Annotated in this window: 12 protein-coding genes; 6 read left to right on the top strand and 6 right to left on the bottom strand. The window is 62.1% G+C overall.

The window, feature by feature from the left end; genetic code table 11:
- Positions 1-33: 33 nt before the first annotated feature.
- From C8C92_RS04275 to bamE, 4 genes are read left to right on the top strand one after another with little or no spacing between them, the layout of a single operon-like run.
- Positions 34-495: a GNAT family N-acetyltransferase gene (locus tag C8C92_RS04275; protein ID WP_116743103.1), complete on the top strand. Its 462-nt coding sequence runs from the start codon at positions 34-36 to the stop codon at positions 493-495.
- A complete protein-coding gene (locus tag C8C92_RS04270; protein WP_116743102.1) occupies positions 492-851 on the top strand; it encodes a nucleotide pyrophosphohydrolase in 360 nt (119 codons plus the stop codon). Before C8C92_RS04275 ends, C8C92_RS04270 begins: the two co-directional genes overlap by 4 nt.
- 60 nt (positions 852-911) lie before the next feature.
- The gene (locus C8C92_RS04265; protein WP_116743101.1) at positions 912-1,700 is read left to right on the top strand and encodes a hypothetical protein; all 789 of its coding nucleotides are present in this window, start codon (positions 912-914) and stop codon (positions 1,698-1,700) included.
- Positions 1,697-2,005 (top strand): outer membrane protein assembly factor BamE, encoded by a 309-nt coding sequence (gene bamE, locus C8C92_RS04260; protein ID WP_116743100.1) that lies wholly within the window; start codon positions 1,697-1,699, stop codon positions 2,003-2,005. The genes C8C92_RS04265 and bamE overlap by 4 nt, the downstream gene beginning before the upstream one ends.
- A 34-nt stretch (positions 2,006-2,039) precedes the next feature.
- Here bamE and C8C92_RS04255 read toward each other — a convergent pair whose 3' ends face one another.
- The 3 genes from C8C92_RS04255 to C8C92_RS04245 form a co-directional block, all read right to left on the bottom strand.
- Complete coding sequence (locus C8C92_RS04255; RefSeq protein ID WP_116743099.1) at positions 2,040-3,683, bottom strand: PAS domain-containing methyl-accepting chemotaxis protein; 1,644 nt, start codon at positions 3,681-3,683, stop codon at positions 2,040-2,042.
- A 455-nt stretch (positions 3,684-4,138) separates the two neighbouring features.
- Complete coding sequence (locus C8C92_RS04250; RefSeq protein ID WP_116745841.1) at positions 4,139-6,292, bottom strand: DEAD/DEAH box helicase; 2,154 nt, start codon at positions 6,290-6,292, stop codon at positions 4,139-4,141.
- Between the two features lie 271 nt (positions 6,293-6,563).
- Positions 6,564-7,409: an alpha/beta hydrolase gene (locus tag C8C92_RS04245; protein WP_099760809.1), complete on the bottom strand. Its 846-nt coding sequence runs from the start codon at positions 7,407-7,409 to the stop codon at positions 6,564-6,566.
- A gap of 134 nt (positions 7,410-7,543) precedes the next feature.
- On the opposite strand from C8C92_RS04245, the gene C8C92_RS04240 reads away from it, so the two are divergent.
- Entirely contained in the window at positions 7,544-9,160 is a 1,617-nt protein-coding gene (locus C8C92_RS04240) for a M28 family peptidase (RefSeq protein WP_116743098.1), read from the top strand.
- 118 nt (positions 9,161-9,278) lie between these two features.
- On the opposite strand, the gene C8C92_RS04235 is transcribed toward C8C92_RS04240, so the two are convergent.
- The 3 genes from C8C92_RS04235 to C8C92_RS04225 form a co-directional block, all read right to left on the bottom strand.
- Entirely contained in the window at positions 9,279-9,695 is a 417-nt protein-coding gene (locus C8C92_RS04235; protein ID WP_116743097.1) for an SRPBCC family protein, read from the bottom strand.
- Positions 9,696-9,824: 129 nt separating this feature from the next.
- Positions 9,825-10,523, bottom strand: a complete 699-nt coding sequence (locus C8C92_RS04230; RefSeq protein ID WP_116743096.1) for a dienelactone hydrolase family protein — start codon at positions 10,521-10,523, stop codon at positions 9,825-9,827.
- Between the two features lie 91 nt (positions 10,524-10,614).
- Positions 10,615-13,551 carry a polymer-forming cytoskeletal protein gene (locus tag C8C92_RS04225; RefSeq protein ID WP_116743095.1) on the bottom strand — a complete coding sequence of 979 codons (2,937 nt, stop codon included), beginning with the start codon at positions 13,549-13,551 and terminating at the stop codon, positions 10,615-10,617.
- 115 nt (positions 13,552-13,666) lie between these two features.
- Here C8C92_RS04225 and C8C92_RS04220 point away from each other — a divergent pair, with 115 nt between their 5' ends.
- The gene (locus C8C92_RS04220; protein WP_099760813.1) at positions 13,667-14,671 is read left to right on the top strand and encodes a helix-turn-helix domain-containing protein; all 1,005 of its coding nucleotides are present in this window, start codon (positions 13,667-13,669) and stop codon (positions 14,669-14,671) included.
- The last annotated feature ends 3 nt before the right edge of the window (positions 14,672-14,674 follow it).

Below are 14,674 nucleotides of genomic sequence, written 5' to 3'. Positions count from 1 at the left end.
CATGGGGGAATCTCAGTCAACATGCTTTCCCCCATGCAAATTCACCTGGAATCGCCGCAGCAAGCCGATGTGCAAACCCTGATCGCCGAGCTTGATGCCTATCAACAGACCCTGTATCCGGCCGAGTGCGTGTATTCGCTGGACCTGGCGTCCTTGCCGTCCGATACCCTGCTGTTTGCCGTCGCCCGCGATGCGGCAGGCACGGCGCGCGCCTGCGGCGCCATTGTCGTCACGCCCGATTTCGGCGAGCTCAAGCGCATGTATGTGCACCCGGACAGCCGTGGCCTGGGCCTGGCCAGGCGCCTGCTGGCCTTGCTGGAAGAGCAGGCGCTGGCGCGCGGCTGCCGCTTGCTGACCCTGGAAACGGGCATCCACCAGCCCGCCGCGATCGCCCTGTACGCGCGCCATGGCTACCAGCGACGCGGGCCGTACGGCGACTATCCCGACGATCCATTCAGTGTCTTCATGGAAAAACCGCTGCAGGTGGCGGCATGAACGCGCCTGCCGACAGTCTGCTTGATATCCGCGCGCGCCTGCGCGCCTTTGCCGCCGAGCGCGACTGGGACCAGTTCCACACGCCGAAAAACCTGGCCATGGCCCTGTCCGTGGAAGTGGCGGAACTGGCCGAGCACTACCAGTGGCTGCCCACGGGCGCGGACAGCGAGCTGGACGAGGCCAAACGCACGGGCATCCGCCACGAGCTGGCCGACGTGCTGATGTACCTGGTGCGCCTGGCCGACAAGAGCGGCGTCGACCTGCATGCGGCCGTGCTGGAAAAGATGGAGCTCAACGCACTGAAATATCCGGCGCAGCAGGTGCGCGGCGACGCGCGCAAATATAGCGAGTACTGAGCGAATACCGAGATACCCACGCGTGCGTGGCTGATGCGCAAAAAGGCGTAGCATCGGGCCATGCGCATCCCTCTCTCCCTGCTGCTCGTCTGCCTGATCCATGGCCATGCCGCGCTGGCGCAAACTGCGCCCGTGCCGCAAGTCAAAGTGGACGCCACGCGCGACCCCGTGGATAAATCCTACCGCAAGATGCTGCAGGGCGTGGAGCGTTTCGAACGCGACCATGCGCTGGCGCCGCAAGCGGTGCTGCGCTTCCGTTTGCTGCCGCGCCAGCCGGGCGTGGACATGACTGGCGTGCAGCTGCGCATCGCCGGCGACAGCGTCAGCATCCCGTTGCCATTGGCCGAGGACAACAGCTTTGCCCCCGTGCGCAACGCGCAGGCCGCGCGCGAAGACGCCATTCTGATCGCCAACCGCAAGGCTTCCAGCATGAGCTGGCGCGCGCAGGTCATCACGCCCGGCTTGCCGCCCGGCACGCGGCGCCTGGGCGACTTGCGCCTGGAATGCCGCGCCGGCATGGATTCGGGCCTGATTTCGAACGACCCGCAAATCATCGCCTGGCTGTCCAGCATGCTCTACAGCACGGATAAAGTGTGTTCCGAACCCGATGGCAACTACCTGTTCTTCACGGACAGGCCCCTGTTCGGCGTGACCCTCGTGCATGGCGAACGCAGGGTTGCGCTACCGTTCACCATGCTGTACGCGGGCGGCGAGCAAACGCCCGCCTCGCTGCCCTATTGCGATTGCCAGGTATTGCTTGACCGCACGTATTACGCGCCCCTGTGGGATGCGCGCTGGCCCGACGATACCCTGCTGGAATTTACTTATATGGATGAGGTGGCGCCATGAAATGGCTGGTCTTCGCCATGCTGACGCTGCTCGCCGGGTGCTCGGGCACGCGCGCCTTGCTGGCAAGTAAAACGGTGCCTTACGCTACCCTGGAGCAGACGGTGCAAATAGGCAGCAGCACGCGCGAACAGGTGCGCGCCGCCTTGGGCGACAGCACGGCCATCCGTTTTGACAGCGGCAATGAAGTGTGGATGTACACCTACCCGGCCGCCTCGGGCGCGCAGGGAGAATATGTGATTTTGTTTGGCGGGGACGGGGTGGTACGGAAGGTGCGCAGCGGGGAAGTGTACCGGGTAGCGAAGTAGCTCCCGCCAGCGTTGCGCTGGCGGGATGATGGTCTTAGCGTGCCTTCAGCAAGGCCCTTGCCGCCACGCCCGCGCCCACGCTGCGGCCTACACCGGCCACCTTGCGCTTGGGTGAGGCCTTCAGTTTGAAGATGCCGATCGACTGGGCCACGCTGTCGGTGCGCTGCGCCAGGCTGGTGGCGGCCGCGGCCGCCTGCTCCACCAGCGCCGCATTCTGCTGCGTAATGCCATCCATGTGGATGACGGCCTGGTTGACTTGCCCGATGCCCTGGTTCTGCTCGCGCGTAGTGGAAGAAATCTCGTCCATCATTTCCGTCACGCGGGCCACGGAGGCGATCACTTCCGCCATGGTGGCGCCCGCATTGCTGGTCAGCACGCTGCCCGCATTCACGGTGGCGATCGAATGGTCGATCAGGTGCTTGACTTCCTTGGCCGCCGTCGCCGAGCGCTGCGCCAGGCTGCGCACTTCGCCCGCCACAACGGCGAAGCCGCGGCCATGTTCGCCCGCGCGTGCCGCTTCCACGGCCGCGTTCAAGGCAAGAATGTTCGTCTGGAAGGCGATACCGTCGATCAGGCCGATAATGTCCAGAATCTTGCGCGACGAGGTGCTGATCTCATCCATCGTGGTGACCACTTCGCTGACGATGGTGCCGCCCTTGGCCGCGACGGTGGACGCCTGCACCGCCAGGTCGTTGGCCGTGGCCACGTGGTCGGCGCTGTTTTGCACCGTGGACGTCAGCTCTTCCATGCTGGCCGCCGTCTGCTCCAGGCTGGACGCTTGCGATTCCGTGCGGCTGGACAGGTCCATATTGCCCGTGGCGATCTCGGCCGTGGTGACGCGGATATCCTCGAAGTTGGCGCGCACGTCGCCGATGATGCTGTGCAGGTTGATGTTGGTCTGGCGCAAGGCCGCCATCAATTGACCCATATCATCGTCGCGCACCTTGTCGATGACGCCCGTCAGGTCGCCACCGGCCATCTTGCGCGCCATCGTGATGGCGTCGCCCAGCGGGGTAACGAGCGAATTGTGCAGATGGGTCCAGAAATACAGCATCAGCACCACGGCCGCGGCGGCAGCACCGCTGAGCCAGCTGCGCGTGGCCGTGCTCGTGTCGCCGTCGATACTCCACACGGCACAGCCGAGGATGGCCAGCACCACGCCGAAGACGATGCAATGCAGGGCCAGGTCTTGCGACAGGCTCAGCTTGCGCCACTCGGCCAGCTTGGCGGCCCAGCCCTGGCGCACGACGCGGCCATTGCGGATCGCCAGGTTGGCGCTATTGCCGTCCTTGAAACTTTTATACAGGGCTGCCGCTTCGTTGATCTGCTCGCGCGTAGGCTTGGTACGCACGGACATATAGCCGATCGGACGGCCGTTCTCGATGACGGGCGTGATATTGGCGAAGACCCAATAAAAATCGCCATTCTTGCAGCGGTTCTTGACCATGCCGGTCCATGGCATGCCCGTCTTGATGGTATCCCACAGGTCGGCAAACGCTTCGGCCGGCATATCGGGATGACGCAGAATATTCTGTGGCGCACCCAGCAGTTCCGTTTCCAAGAAACCGCTGACCTCAATGAAATACTGATTGGCGTAATTGATGTTTCCCTGTAAATCCGTGGTGGAAACAATCGTCATGCCTTCATTTAATACGTATTCCTTTTGCGTGATAGGCATATTGACCCGCATCGTCGCTCCTCTATTTTTTTTCAACTAGCATAACAAAATTATAAAAACAATATACCACATCAAGCACCAGCGAGATATCGCCACAGCGGCAGTGACGCCGGTCAAATAATTTAATAAAAGTCAATTTATTTATGTTTTAGAATTTACTTTGATTCAACTTGATTGATTTTATTGAAATGTAAAATTCAAATTGCGTGCAGATGCAATAATTAATAAAAAATTATGTATCGATGCAGCAGGCAATAAATAGGGTGTTTGCGCCGATAAAAAGACGCGGAAGCATTGCGATAAAGGCCAGCACATGGCGACGCCTGCCGCCAACAATAATGCAGCAACAATATTCATTTCTTGAGGGAAAATAAAAACTGGCGCGAACGCGCCAGTGGGGGATGTGTCTCCAATCCGCGACACAGGCGCCGGGGAGGCGCCTGGGAAGGGATGGCTTACTTGAACGTTTTGCGCGGTGGCGACTTTGGACGCGCTGGCGCAGGTTTGCGCTCGGTCGTGCCGTCATCGAGGCTGATGCGCAGTTTCTGGCCCGACACAACGACCGATTTCAGGTGGTCGAGGATTTCCGGCGGCATGCCTTCCGGCAAGTCCAGCACGCTGTAGTTGTCAAAGATATCGATACGGCCGATATGCTTGGCTTCCAGGTTCGCTTCGTTGGCGATGGCGCCCACGATGTTGCTTGGCGTCACGGCGTGCTCACGGCCCACTTCGATGCGGTAAGCCGTCACGCCCGGGCGTGGACGTTCCTTTTTCGGCGCGCGCGGCGCAGGTGCTGCCTCGCCCGCGTCCGCTGGCGCATCCTTGAACGCTGGCGCGGACTTGGCGGCGAACGGCTTGCGCGGCGCGGCTGGCGGCGCCAGGTCCGGTGCATCGCCGTCGCGGCTGATGCGCAATTGTTGACCAGCAACCCAGACGGACTTCAGCTGATCCAGCAATTCTTTCGGCATGGTATCTGGCAAGTCCAGGACGCTGTAGTCGTCATAGATTTCGATGCGGCCGATGTTTTTCGAATCGATGCCCGCTTCGTTGGCGATGGCGCCCACGATATTGCCCGGTTTCACGCCATGCTGATGACCGACTTCAATACGGAAAGTCTGCATGCCGGCGTCGGCAGGACGGGAAATGCGTTCCTTTTTCGGGAAGGCCGGACGCTCGCTGCGCTCGTTACGCTCGAAACGGTCGCCCCGTTCCGGACGGTCGTTGCGTTCGAAGCGGTCTTGGCGTACAGGACGGTCGTCTTGCCAGGTAGCTTGCTCGCGCGCCTTGTTCTTGTCCAGCAGCAGCGGCGTATTGCCACGTGCCATCTTCGCCAGGGCGGCGGCGATTTCGATGGCGGGAATATTCTGTTCGCGTTCGAAATCTTCGATCAGCGATTGGAACTGTTCCAGTTCGCCCAAGGCCAGAGTTTCGCTGATCTGTTCCTTGAACTTGGCGATACGCACATCGTTGACGGCCTGAATCGTCGGCAATTCCAGCATGCTGATCGGCTGGCGGGTCGAGCGTTCGATGGCTTTGAGCAAGTTCTTTTCACGCGGGGTGATGAACAGAATCGCTTCGCCGCTGCGGCCGGCACGGCCCGTGCGGCCGATACGGTGGGTATAGCTTTCCGGATCGTGCGGCACATCGTAGTTGACGACGTGGCTGATGCGCTCGACGTCCAGGCCGCGGGCGGCCACGTCGGTAGCCACGAGGATGTCGATCTTGCCGTCTTTCAACTGCTGGATCGTGCGCTCGCGCTGCGCTTGCTGGATGTCGCCATTGATGGCGGCAGCCGAGAAGCCGCGTGCCTGCAGTTTGCCGGCCAGCTCTTCCGTGCCCAGCTTGGTGCGGGCAAAGATGATCATGCCGTCAAACACTTCCGCTTCCAGGATGCGGGTCAAAGCGTCGAGCTTGTGCATGCCCGACACCAGCCAGTAACGCTGGCGAATGTTGTCGGCCGTGCCCGTTTTGGCGGCGACCGTCACTTCGGCTGGATTGACCAGGTAAGTGGTGGCGATGCGCTTGATGACGGAAGGCATGGTGGCCGAGAACAGCGCCGTTTGATGGCCATCCGGCGTTTCTTTCAAGATGCGTTCGACATCGTCGATAAAGCCCATGCGCAGCATTTCATCGGCTTCGTCCAGCACCAGCGTCTTCAGCTTGGACAGGTCGAGCGAACCCTTGTCCAGGTGATCGATGACGCGGCCAGGGGTGCCGACGATGACGTGCACGCCGCGGCGCAGGGCCGACAGTTGCGGGCCGTAGCTTTGACCGCCGTAGATCGGCAGCACGTGGAAGCCGGGAATGTGGGCGGCGTACACCTGGAACGCTTCGGCGACCTGGATGGCCAGTTCGCGCGTCGGTGCCAGGACCAGGGCTTGGGGTGAGCTTTGTTTCAGATCAATGCGCGACAGGATAGGCAAGGCGAAGGCGGCGGTTTTACCCGTGCCTGTTTGCGCCTGGCCCAGCACGTCGCGGTTAGCGAGCAATAATGGAATCGTGGCCGCCTGGATAGGCGACGGTGTTTCGTAACCGACATCCTTGAGCGCGCGAATCAGCGGCTCGCTCAGGTTAAGGTCGGAAAATAAGGAAATTGGTGTATCAGACATGAAATCACTCACAAGTTCGCTCGAATCGCCCAATGCGAAAGAGTGTATCTGCTAGTTTACTCTTTACTGGACCTCACCGGGTGGCTGCATGCCGCAGAACGCCGTTTTTTGCGGCATATGGACCGAAAAAAGGCAGAAAAATCGCTGATCCGCACGCAATCGACGCGTGATTTTGCCAACATTAAATGATACACAACAATGTTCCGCCTGCGCCTGTTCTGCGCGGCAACAGCACCAGCGGGCGCCTCGCCAGCATGGCGCCCGCCCCGTTTCAGGTGCGCAAAAACTCCAGCAAATCCTCGTTCAGCCTGTCCTTGTGCGTCGTCGCCAGGCCGTGTGGCGCGCCCGCATACACGAGCAGCTTGCTGCCGATGATGAGCTCAGCCGTGCGCCGTGCCGAGGCGGCAATCGGCACGATCTGGTCGTCGTCGCCATGGATCACCAGGGTCGGCACATCGAAGCTGGCCAGGTCGCTGGTGAAATCCGTTTCGGAAAATTGCTTGATGCATAAATAGGATGCCGGCATGCCCGCCTGCATGCCTTGTCGCCAGAAGCTGTCGCGCACGCCCTGCGACGGTGTGGCGCCGGGCCGGTTATAGCCATAGAAAGTCTCGCTCAAGTCGCGGAAGAATTGGCTGCGGTCGGCCTGCACGCCGGCGCGGATGGCGTCAAACGCGGACAGCGGCAAGCCCAGCGGATTGTCGTCCGTTTGCAGCATCAGCGGCGGCACGGCGCCCACCAGCACGGCGCCCGCCAGGCGCTCGGTGCCATGGCGGCCGATGTAGCGCGCCACTTCGCCGCCGCCCGTCGAATGGCCGACCAGGGTGGCGCCCGTCAAGTCCAGCGCGGCGATCAGGGCGGCCAGGTCGTCGGCATAGGTATCCATGTCGTTGCCGTCGAACGGCTGGCTGGAGCGGCCATGGCCGCGCCGGTCGTGGGCGATGACGCGGTAGCCGTGCGCAGCCAGATAAAACATCTGGTCTTCCCAGGCGTCGGACGACAGCGGCCAGCCATGACTGAAGACGACGGGCGGGCCGCTGCCCCAATCCTTGTAGTAGATCAGGGTGCCGTCGGCGGTACGCAGGGTATTGCTCGATTGCAAGTCAGTGGCGGTCATGGAACGCTCCTTGTCGGTGGACCAGCGGCCATTGTGGCCGCAATGGCGCGCACACGCCGCGCGCTACGCCAGAGCATTGCAGTAGAGTAAGATTGCCGCTATTTTGCTTTCCCGTATTCACTTTTGGAGTTGACATGCGTTTTCCCTTCATCCTCGCCGCCAGCCTGTTCAGCACGGCCGCCCTCGCCCAACCGCTCGTTGCCGAAGTACCCCTGCGTGCCCATCTGTCCTTCCTGGCCGACGACTTGCTGGAAGGACGCGGCACGGGCCAGCGCGGCGGCGACCTGGCCGTGCGCTACCTGGAAACGCAGGCGGCCGTGGCCGGCTTGCAGCCATTAAAAGATGGCAGCTACCGCCAGGCGCTGACCATCGTCGGCAGCAAGGCCTTGCCATCGAGCACGGTGACCTTCAGCGCAGGCGGCAAGACCTTGTCTCCCGCCTTCGGCAAGGATATCGTCTTTGGTGCGGCGAATGGCCAGCAGACAGTGGCGTTCGACGCGCCCGTCGTGTTTGCCGGCTACGGCATCCGCGCCCCGAAAGAAAACTGGGACGATTTCAAGGGTGTTGATGTAAAAGGCAAATTGCTCATCCTGATGGTCAACGACCCGCAGCCGACCGTTGCCGAAGCAAACCGTTTTGCCGGCAAGTCCCTCACGTATTACGGCCGCTGGGTCTACAAGTACGAGGAAGCGCTGCGCCAGGGCGCCGCCGGGGTCTTGCTGATCCACACGACGGCGTCCGCCTCATATCCGTGGTCGGTGCCCGCCAACGGCTTCGGCCACGAGCGCTTCAACCTGGCCGGCGCGGGCAATGCGATGGAAGGCTGGCTGCAGGAAGACATGGCGCGCACCCTGTTCCAGCAAGCCGGGCAAGACCTGGACGCCTTGCGCGCGCAGGCGGAAACGCGCGCGTTCCGCCCCGTGCCCTTGGATGCCACGGTCAGGGTTCAACTCGACAGTCAAGTCCGCAGCATCGAGCAATTCAACGTGGCCGGCATCGTGCCGGGCACGGACCCGAAACTCAAGGACGAAGCCGTGATCTATTCGGCGCACTGGGACCACCTGGGCAAGGATGACGAAGGCCACAGCCGCAGCGGCCAGAGTGACCACATCTACAACGGTGCCATCGACAACGCCTCGGGCGCGGCGGCCCTGCTGGCCATGGCGCAAGTGGCCGTGAAACAGCCGGCGCGCCGCACGCAGATCTTCCTGTGGCCGGCTGGCGAGGAAACGGGCATGCTGGGCAGCACGGCGTATACGCGCGCGCCCCTGTGGCCGCTGGCGAAAACCGCCGCCGACCTGAACCTCGACAGCATGAACTTCGTCGGCAAGACGCACGACATCGGCGTGGCCGGCGCCGAGCGCAGCAGCCTGTACGCCAGCGCCGCCAAGGTGGCCAAACGCATGGGCCTGCGCCTGGCGCCGACCATTCCCGACCTGTCCGGCGCGTTTTACCGGGCCGACCATTTTGCGTTTGCCAAGGCCGGCGTGCCCGCCTTCAACGTGGGCTCGGCCGTATTCTCCGGCGACGGCTCCTTCGATTTCGTCAAGGAACCCAAAGCCTCAGGCGAGCGCCTGGTGGCGTTTAAAAAGGATTACCACCAGGTCACCGATGAGTACCACCCGTCGTGGGACTTGTCGGGCATGCTGCAGCAGGCACAGTTCACCTTGAACCTCGGTTACGAAGTGGCGAACGACAAGAACTTGCCTACTTGGAACAAGGGCGAGGCGTTTGGAAAAGTGAAGCGTTAACGTCTAGCGTAGGTCGGATTAGCGGGGCATCGCCCCGCGTAATCCGACAACATTGTTAGCGCCGGTGGTGGTGTCGGATTACGCGGCGTAGCCGCTAATCCGACCTACACTGGTTGATTCAAATAGCCATAATGCGTTTCAGGTCGATGAACGCCGTTTCATACAAATGTTGAAACGCGCCCACCATGACCTCTTCCACGCCTTCGGCCGCGTCGAACTCGCCCGACCATTCGGCCACGCAGGAAGCGCCGCCCGGTTCGCCCGTGACGCGCAGGGTGGAACGGTAGTTCTTGACGGGGATCGGCCCCGAGACGATGGTGTAGCTGTAGCTCTTGTCCGCTTCGCTGTAGCTTTGCAGGCGTTCGGCGATGATGGCGCCGTCCGTGGTTTTCAGGCGCCGCACGCGGCCGCCGTGCTCAGGCAGGCTGGTCTTGATGGAGCTCGACCATTCAGCCAGCGACTGGAAGCCGCCGATAAAATCCCACACTCGTTCGGCGCTTGCCGCCAATGTTACAGAAACAATTACTTGGGCCATCTTTGATTCGGTTCCTCATCCAGGTTTGCCGGGCGCTGCGCCCGGCCGGCCGGAGATGCCCGGCACAGCCGCTATTTTAGCGCCCATGCGGCTTTACTGCCGAGTCGACAGCGCTGGCGGCGCTCCTGCTTACAGATTTTCCGACAGGAAAATCAAGGAATTGCCATGTGCCTGGGCGGCGGCGCGCTGCTGGTAGCTGTCGCGGTGGGTGCAATTGAAGCCGTGTTCGGCGCCCGGATAGATATGGATTTCCACGTCTTGCCGGTCTTCGAAGCGCTCGGCGATGGTTTGCACGGCTTGCGGCGAAATATGGCTGTCCTGGCCGCCGAAATGCATGAGCAACGGCACCTGGATATGCTCGGCCAGGTCCAGTTTGTTCTGGATGCCGCCGCCGTAATAGGCGATGGCGGCATCGACCAGGCCGGCCGCTGCCGTCTGGAATGACAGGCGGCCGCCGAAGCAGTAGCCGACCGAGGCCAGCTTGCCCATCACTTCCGGGCGCGCGCGCAAGGCGGCGACGGTGGCGGCGATATCGGCGTCGGCATGCGGATTATCGGTGGCCTGCATCAGCTCCACGGCGCGCTTCCAGCCTGCTTCGTCATAGCCCAGCTCGATGTGCGCGCCCGCGCGCCAGAACAGGTCGGGCACCAGCACCACGTAGCCATCGGCCGCGTACTGGTCGGCCACGGCACGGATGTGCTCGTTGACGCCGAAAATTTCCTGCAACAGGATGATGGCGGGGCCTTTGCCGATATGCGGCACGGCCAGGTAAGCCTGGAAGCTGCCGTCCGGGCCGGCGATATCGATCCACTGCGATGTTGTGCTCATAGAAACTCCAGTCTGAGGTTGGGGGAATGCCACAGCCAGGCATGTTACTGGTTTTTAACGCCGCCTGCGTCCGCCCCCCCTTTGCCCAGGCTCAATACATCTCGCGCAGATAAATCACGGGGCCCGATCTGAGGATGCCGAAGACAACAACGCCCACCGTGCTGGCCAGGTAAGGATGGTTACCAACGGAAACGTCCACTCTGCCGGCCTTGCCGGCGCCGGGCGCCAGCAGCGTCAGGCGATTGGCCTGCGGCAACGCGCCTTGCACGACGGCATAGGCCAGGTCATCAGCGGCCAGCTTGCTGCAGTCCAGCGTTTTCTTGCAATTGACAAACACCACCTGCGACTTGTTGAACGCACTGATACTGTCGAGCAGGTTCGTGATCCATTTCGTGCCATTCCAGTACTGCACTTGCACGGCCAGCCGGACGGGCAGCAACTCGGAGCCATAGCCGTGGGCTACCTGCCATTGCCCCGACAGCACGGTCATCCTTGCCTCGTTCTGTATCAATGCCGAACTTGAGCTGACGACGGCGACGCCGGGATACGTGCTGCTGGCGCGCAGCAGCACGTCGGTGGGCGCCACCGTCACCGGCACGCCTGCCTTGCCCGGAAAACGGTAGGCGACCATGGTTCGGGCGATGCCCAGGGTGAATTTCGCGGGCGCCACGCCGGTGACGGTGGTTTGCGCCTTGCTGCCATCGGTGAGGCGGCTGCTGCCATCAGGGGTGCTCGGTGGAAAAGAAATCGTGCCCGTGGCCGCATCCAGGCCTTCGAGCAACACGGGCGCCATGGCACTCGGATTGCGCTCGTCATAATTGGCCGTCGTCGCTCCCCCCAAGGCGCGCGCCGTCACGCGCACGCCTATCGCCTGCCCCGAGTAGGCGTAGCGGCCTTGCTCGCCATCGTTGGCACAGGTGAGCGGGGCGGCGCATGGCCTGGCGATACCGTCAGTCACTTTGGGCTGGTCAGCTTCCTTGTCCTTGATCAACTCCGTGATGAAGTGGTGCGGGATGAACTGCACCTCCTCGCTCACGCGTGAGGGCTTGGGCAAGGTTGGCACGGCAGTGTTGGCCTCCAGGTAGCCCTTGGGATTGGCCAATTTGAAGGCGATGGTGATGGTTCCCACTTCCGGCCAGTTCATGTCGCTGCTGGCAACGCTGCCATTCTTGAAAACCACGCCACCCTGAATGTCCGGCTTGGCTGGATTGCTAATCTCGATCGTCGTCGGCCTGACCAGGCTGGCCAGCGTAGGCAGCGCCGTTTCTGACGGCTTTTCATTGCCGAAGTTCGGCGTCACGGCGCCCGCGCTATTGAGCGCGCTCATGCTGACCGTCACTGGCGCGCCTGCGCGCTGGGGGTTGGCGATGGCAACGACGCTGAACGCGTCCGGCACGACGATGACATCGGCGTTGCCCGTCATGCTCAAGCCAGTGTCGCCGCTGGCGCTTGACCCCGTATAGGTCGCTTTCAAATTCACCTTCCCCACATCCGCGTAAGACATGGTGGCCTTGGCGACGCCCTTGTCATCGAACGCCAGGTTGACAGTCTTCCCCAAGATACTGCAAGCACTGCTGTTATTCGCCGCCAGGGCGATGAAACCACCCGTGCCTTTGATGAAGACGGGTAAAGTGCCGCTGGCGGGATTGCTGTAGCCGCAAGCGAGCGTCAAGTCCTTGTTTTTATTCGCAAACAGGGGCACGCAGGCTTGCTGGTCTCCGCTGGCCTGCACGGCGCTGATGCCAAAAGACGACTGCGTGCCCGAGATATGGTTGGTGGGAGTGACCATCAAGCCCGTCGCCGCGAACGCCATATTGCAGCTATTGCTATTGTCCGAGCTGCGCTTGCACACCAGCGCGTCCGTGGCACCGGGCACGCTGGTCAGGCTCAGGGTGGCCGTGCCGACCGTGTACTGGCGCACGCTGGCCGTAGCCACCCCGCTGTTGCCGATCGGCGTCAACGTGCCGCCGGGGCTGACGGTGACATCCACGCCGCCCGTGTATTTGGCGCTGCAGGCGGCATCCGCGCAGGCCGTCACCGTTACCGTTTGCGGCGCGCACGTCAGGGCCGTGCCTGGGTGGTCGATCTGGAAATGGTGGGGCGCCGCCTGCGTACCCGGACCGCACTTCGGCCCCATCGGTTCATTGAAGGCCCAGCCGCTGTTGTTCGTCACGCAGCTGCACGGATTCGATGGCGTATAGGCCTTGCAGGTGATGGTTTGCTGCACCCGGCCCTGCCAGCCCAGAGTGATGTGGTCAACCTTGGCGTTGCCCGTGATATAGGCGTTGGACGAGTCGAGGGTCACTTCCCCTGCGTCCACATTGCCCTTGATGCCATTGCCGGAAGCGATCGACAAGGAATTGCTCGCCTCCACGTCGCCGGTGACGAGCAGGCCGGATGCCTTCAGGTCGATCGTCGGCGATTTCAGGTTACCCGTCACCTGGCTGCCGGAACCGATGGTCAGCGAGGTGGTCGCCGTGATATCGCCCTGGATGCGGGTACTGGCGGCCAGGATATTGACGATGGTGCCGCTGATCGGACCGTTGATGACCGAGCCCGAAGCGATTTCCACCGGGCCCTTGGCGCTGATCTTGCCCGTCACCTTGACGTTGTTCGAGCCCATCTTGATGGTGGTGGCGGAAATATTCGCCGTGACGGTCTGTTCCTGCGCGCCCATGAGGAAAGTGCCGCCCAGGGCGGTCAGGTTTCCTCCCGTCACCTTCAGATTCGACGGATTGATGTCCTTGATGTCGAGATTGCCCTTCACCGTCAGGGCGGCGTTGCCGCTCATCGTCAAGCCCTGGTTATAGCTCATCGCCAGGGAACCGTTGACCGTCACCCCATACGCGCTGCCGATGACGATGACGTCGGTGGAACCCAACGCCAGCGAGCCGCATGTGTATTGCAAGCCATCCGGGCTCAGGCTGCAGCCGCTGACGGCGCCGCCGTTGAAATTGAGCGTGGCCGCCTGGGCAAAAGTTGAGCATAGCAACAGTGTCAGGGTGGCAAAAAAGGGAAATAAGCGCACGATATCCAGGAATCTGATGAATGGGAAGACAGCGGGCGCGTGGGGTATTCCATGCTAATCTATGCCCTCGCTGTTGTTGCATTATGGCAGTATTTTCCACCCACACGTACTTCGCATGATCAAGCAAAGCCCCAAGGAATTTCCCCTGCGTACTGTCGACATCATCGTCTACCCCGGCTTCAAGGCGCTCGAAGCCATCGGCGCCATGAAAGTGTTTGATTACGCCAACACCCATTTGCGCCTGCGCCATCTGCCCGGCGGCTACGACGTGCGCATCGTGTCGACGGCCATCGGGCCCGTCGAGTCCGACACGCTGATGTCGCTGCACGCCAGCAAGGCGCTCGATGTGAACCGCTTGCCCGACCTGGCCGTCATCGTCGGCTGCCACCACGTCGAGCAAGTCTTGCAGGATATTCCCGCCCTCGCCGCCTGGGTGGCCGAGGCGGCGCCGCGCATCGACACGCTGGCGGCGCTGTGCACGGGCTGCTTCTTCCTGGCCGAAGCCGGCGTGCTCGACGGCAAGAGTGCCGCCACGCACTGGAGCGCCGTGGACAGCCTGCGCCAGCGCTATCCATTGATACAGGTCAATGCCGATGCGATTTTCGTGCGGGAAGGAAAATTCTGGACGTCGGCCGGCGTGACGGCCGGCATCGACCTGGCGCTGGCGCTGGTGGAAGACGATTTCAGCCGCGATATCGCGCTGGAAGTGGCGCGCGACCTGGTGGTGTACCTGAAGCGGCCCGGTGGCCAGTCGCAGTTTTCCGTGCACCTGTCGAGCCAGATGACCACGCATCCGACCATCCGCCAGTTGCAGGGCTGGATCATGGAACACTTGGGCGAAGAGCTCGGCATACCGCTGCTGGCGGCCAGGCTGGCCATGAGCGAGCGCAATTTTACGCGCGTATTCCAGCGCGAAACGGGCAGCAGCCCTACGGAATTCATCGAGACGGCGCGCTTTGAAGTGGCCCGTCGCTTGCTGGAAGACAATGTATCGTCCTTAAAACAGGTGGCCGTGCAGGCGGGCTTGCACAGCGAAGACAGGCTGCGCCGCCTGTTTCAAAAGAAACTCGCCATCACGCCGCGCGACTATCGCGAACGCTTTTCCAGCACGGCGCGCTAGGCG

Origin of the sequence: Janthinobacterium sp. 78 (assembly GCF_003096775.1) — a bacterium.
Taxonomy (GTDB): domain Bacteria; phylum Pseudomonadota; class Gammaproteobacteria; order Burkholderiales; family Burkholderiaceae_D; genus Janthinobacterium; species Janthinobacterium tructae.
This window is presented reverse-complemented; position numbering and strand designations above follow the sequence as displayed.

Coding starts and splice junctions, on each gene's coding strand:
- C8C92_RS04275 (WP_116743103.1), top strand. CDS start 34: ATGCAAATTCACCTGGAATCGCCGCAGCAAGCCGATGTGCAAACCCTG.
- C8C92_RS04270 (WP_116743102.1), top strand. CDS start 492: ATGAACGCGCCTGCCGACAGTCTGCTTGATATCCGCGCGCGCCTGCGC.
- C8C92_RS04265 (WP_116743101.1), top strand. CDS start 912: ATGCGCATCCCTCTCTCCCTGCTGCTCGTCTGCCTGATCCATGGCCAT.
- bamE (WP_116743100.1), top strand. CDS start 1,697: ATGAAATGGCTGGTCTTCGCCATGCTGACGCTGCTCGCCGGGTGCTCG.
- C8C92_RS04255 (WP_116743099.1), bottom strand. CDS start 3,683: ATGCCTATCACGCAAAAGGAATACGTATTAAATGAAGGCATGACGATT.
- C8C92_RS04250 (WP_116745841.1), bottom strand. CDS start 6,292: ATGTCTGATACACCAATTTCCTTATTTTCCGACCTTAACCTGAGCGAG.
- C8C92_RS04245 (WP_099760809.1), bottom strand. CDS start 7,409: ATGACCGCCACTGACTTGCAATCGAGCAATACCCTGCGTACCGCCGAC.
- C8C92_RS04240 (WP_116743098.1), top strand. CDS start 7,544: ATGCGTTTTCCCTTCATCCTCGCCGCCAGCCTGTTCAGCACGGCCGCC.
- C8C92_RS04235 (WP_116743097.1), bottom strand. CDS start 9,695: ATGGCCCAAGTAATTGTTTCTGTAACATTGGCGGCAAGCGCCGAACGA.
- C8C92_RS04230 (WP_116743096.1), bottom strand. CDS start 10,523: ATGAGCACAACATCGCAGTGGATCGATATCGCCGGCCCGGACGGCAGC.
- C8C92_RS04220 (WP_099760813.1), top strand. CDS start 13,667: ATGATCAAGCAAAGCCCCAAGGAATTTCCCCTGCGTACTGTCGACATC.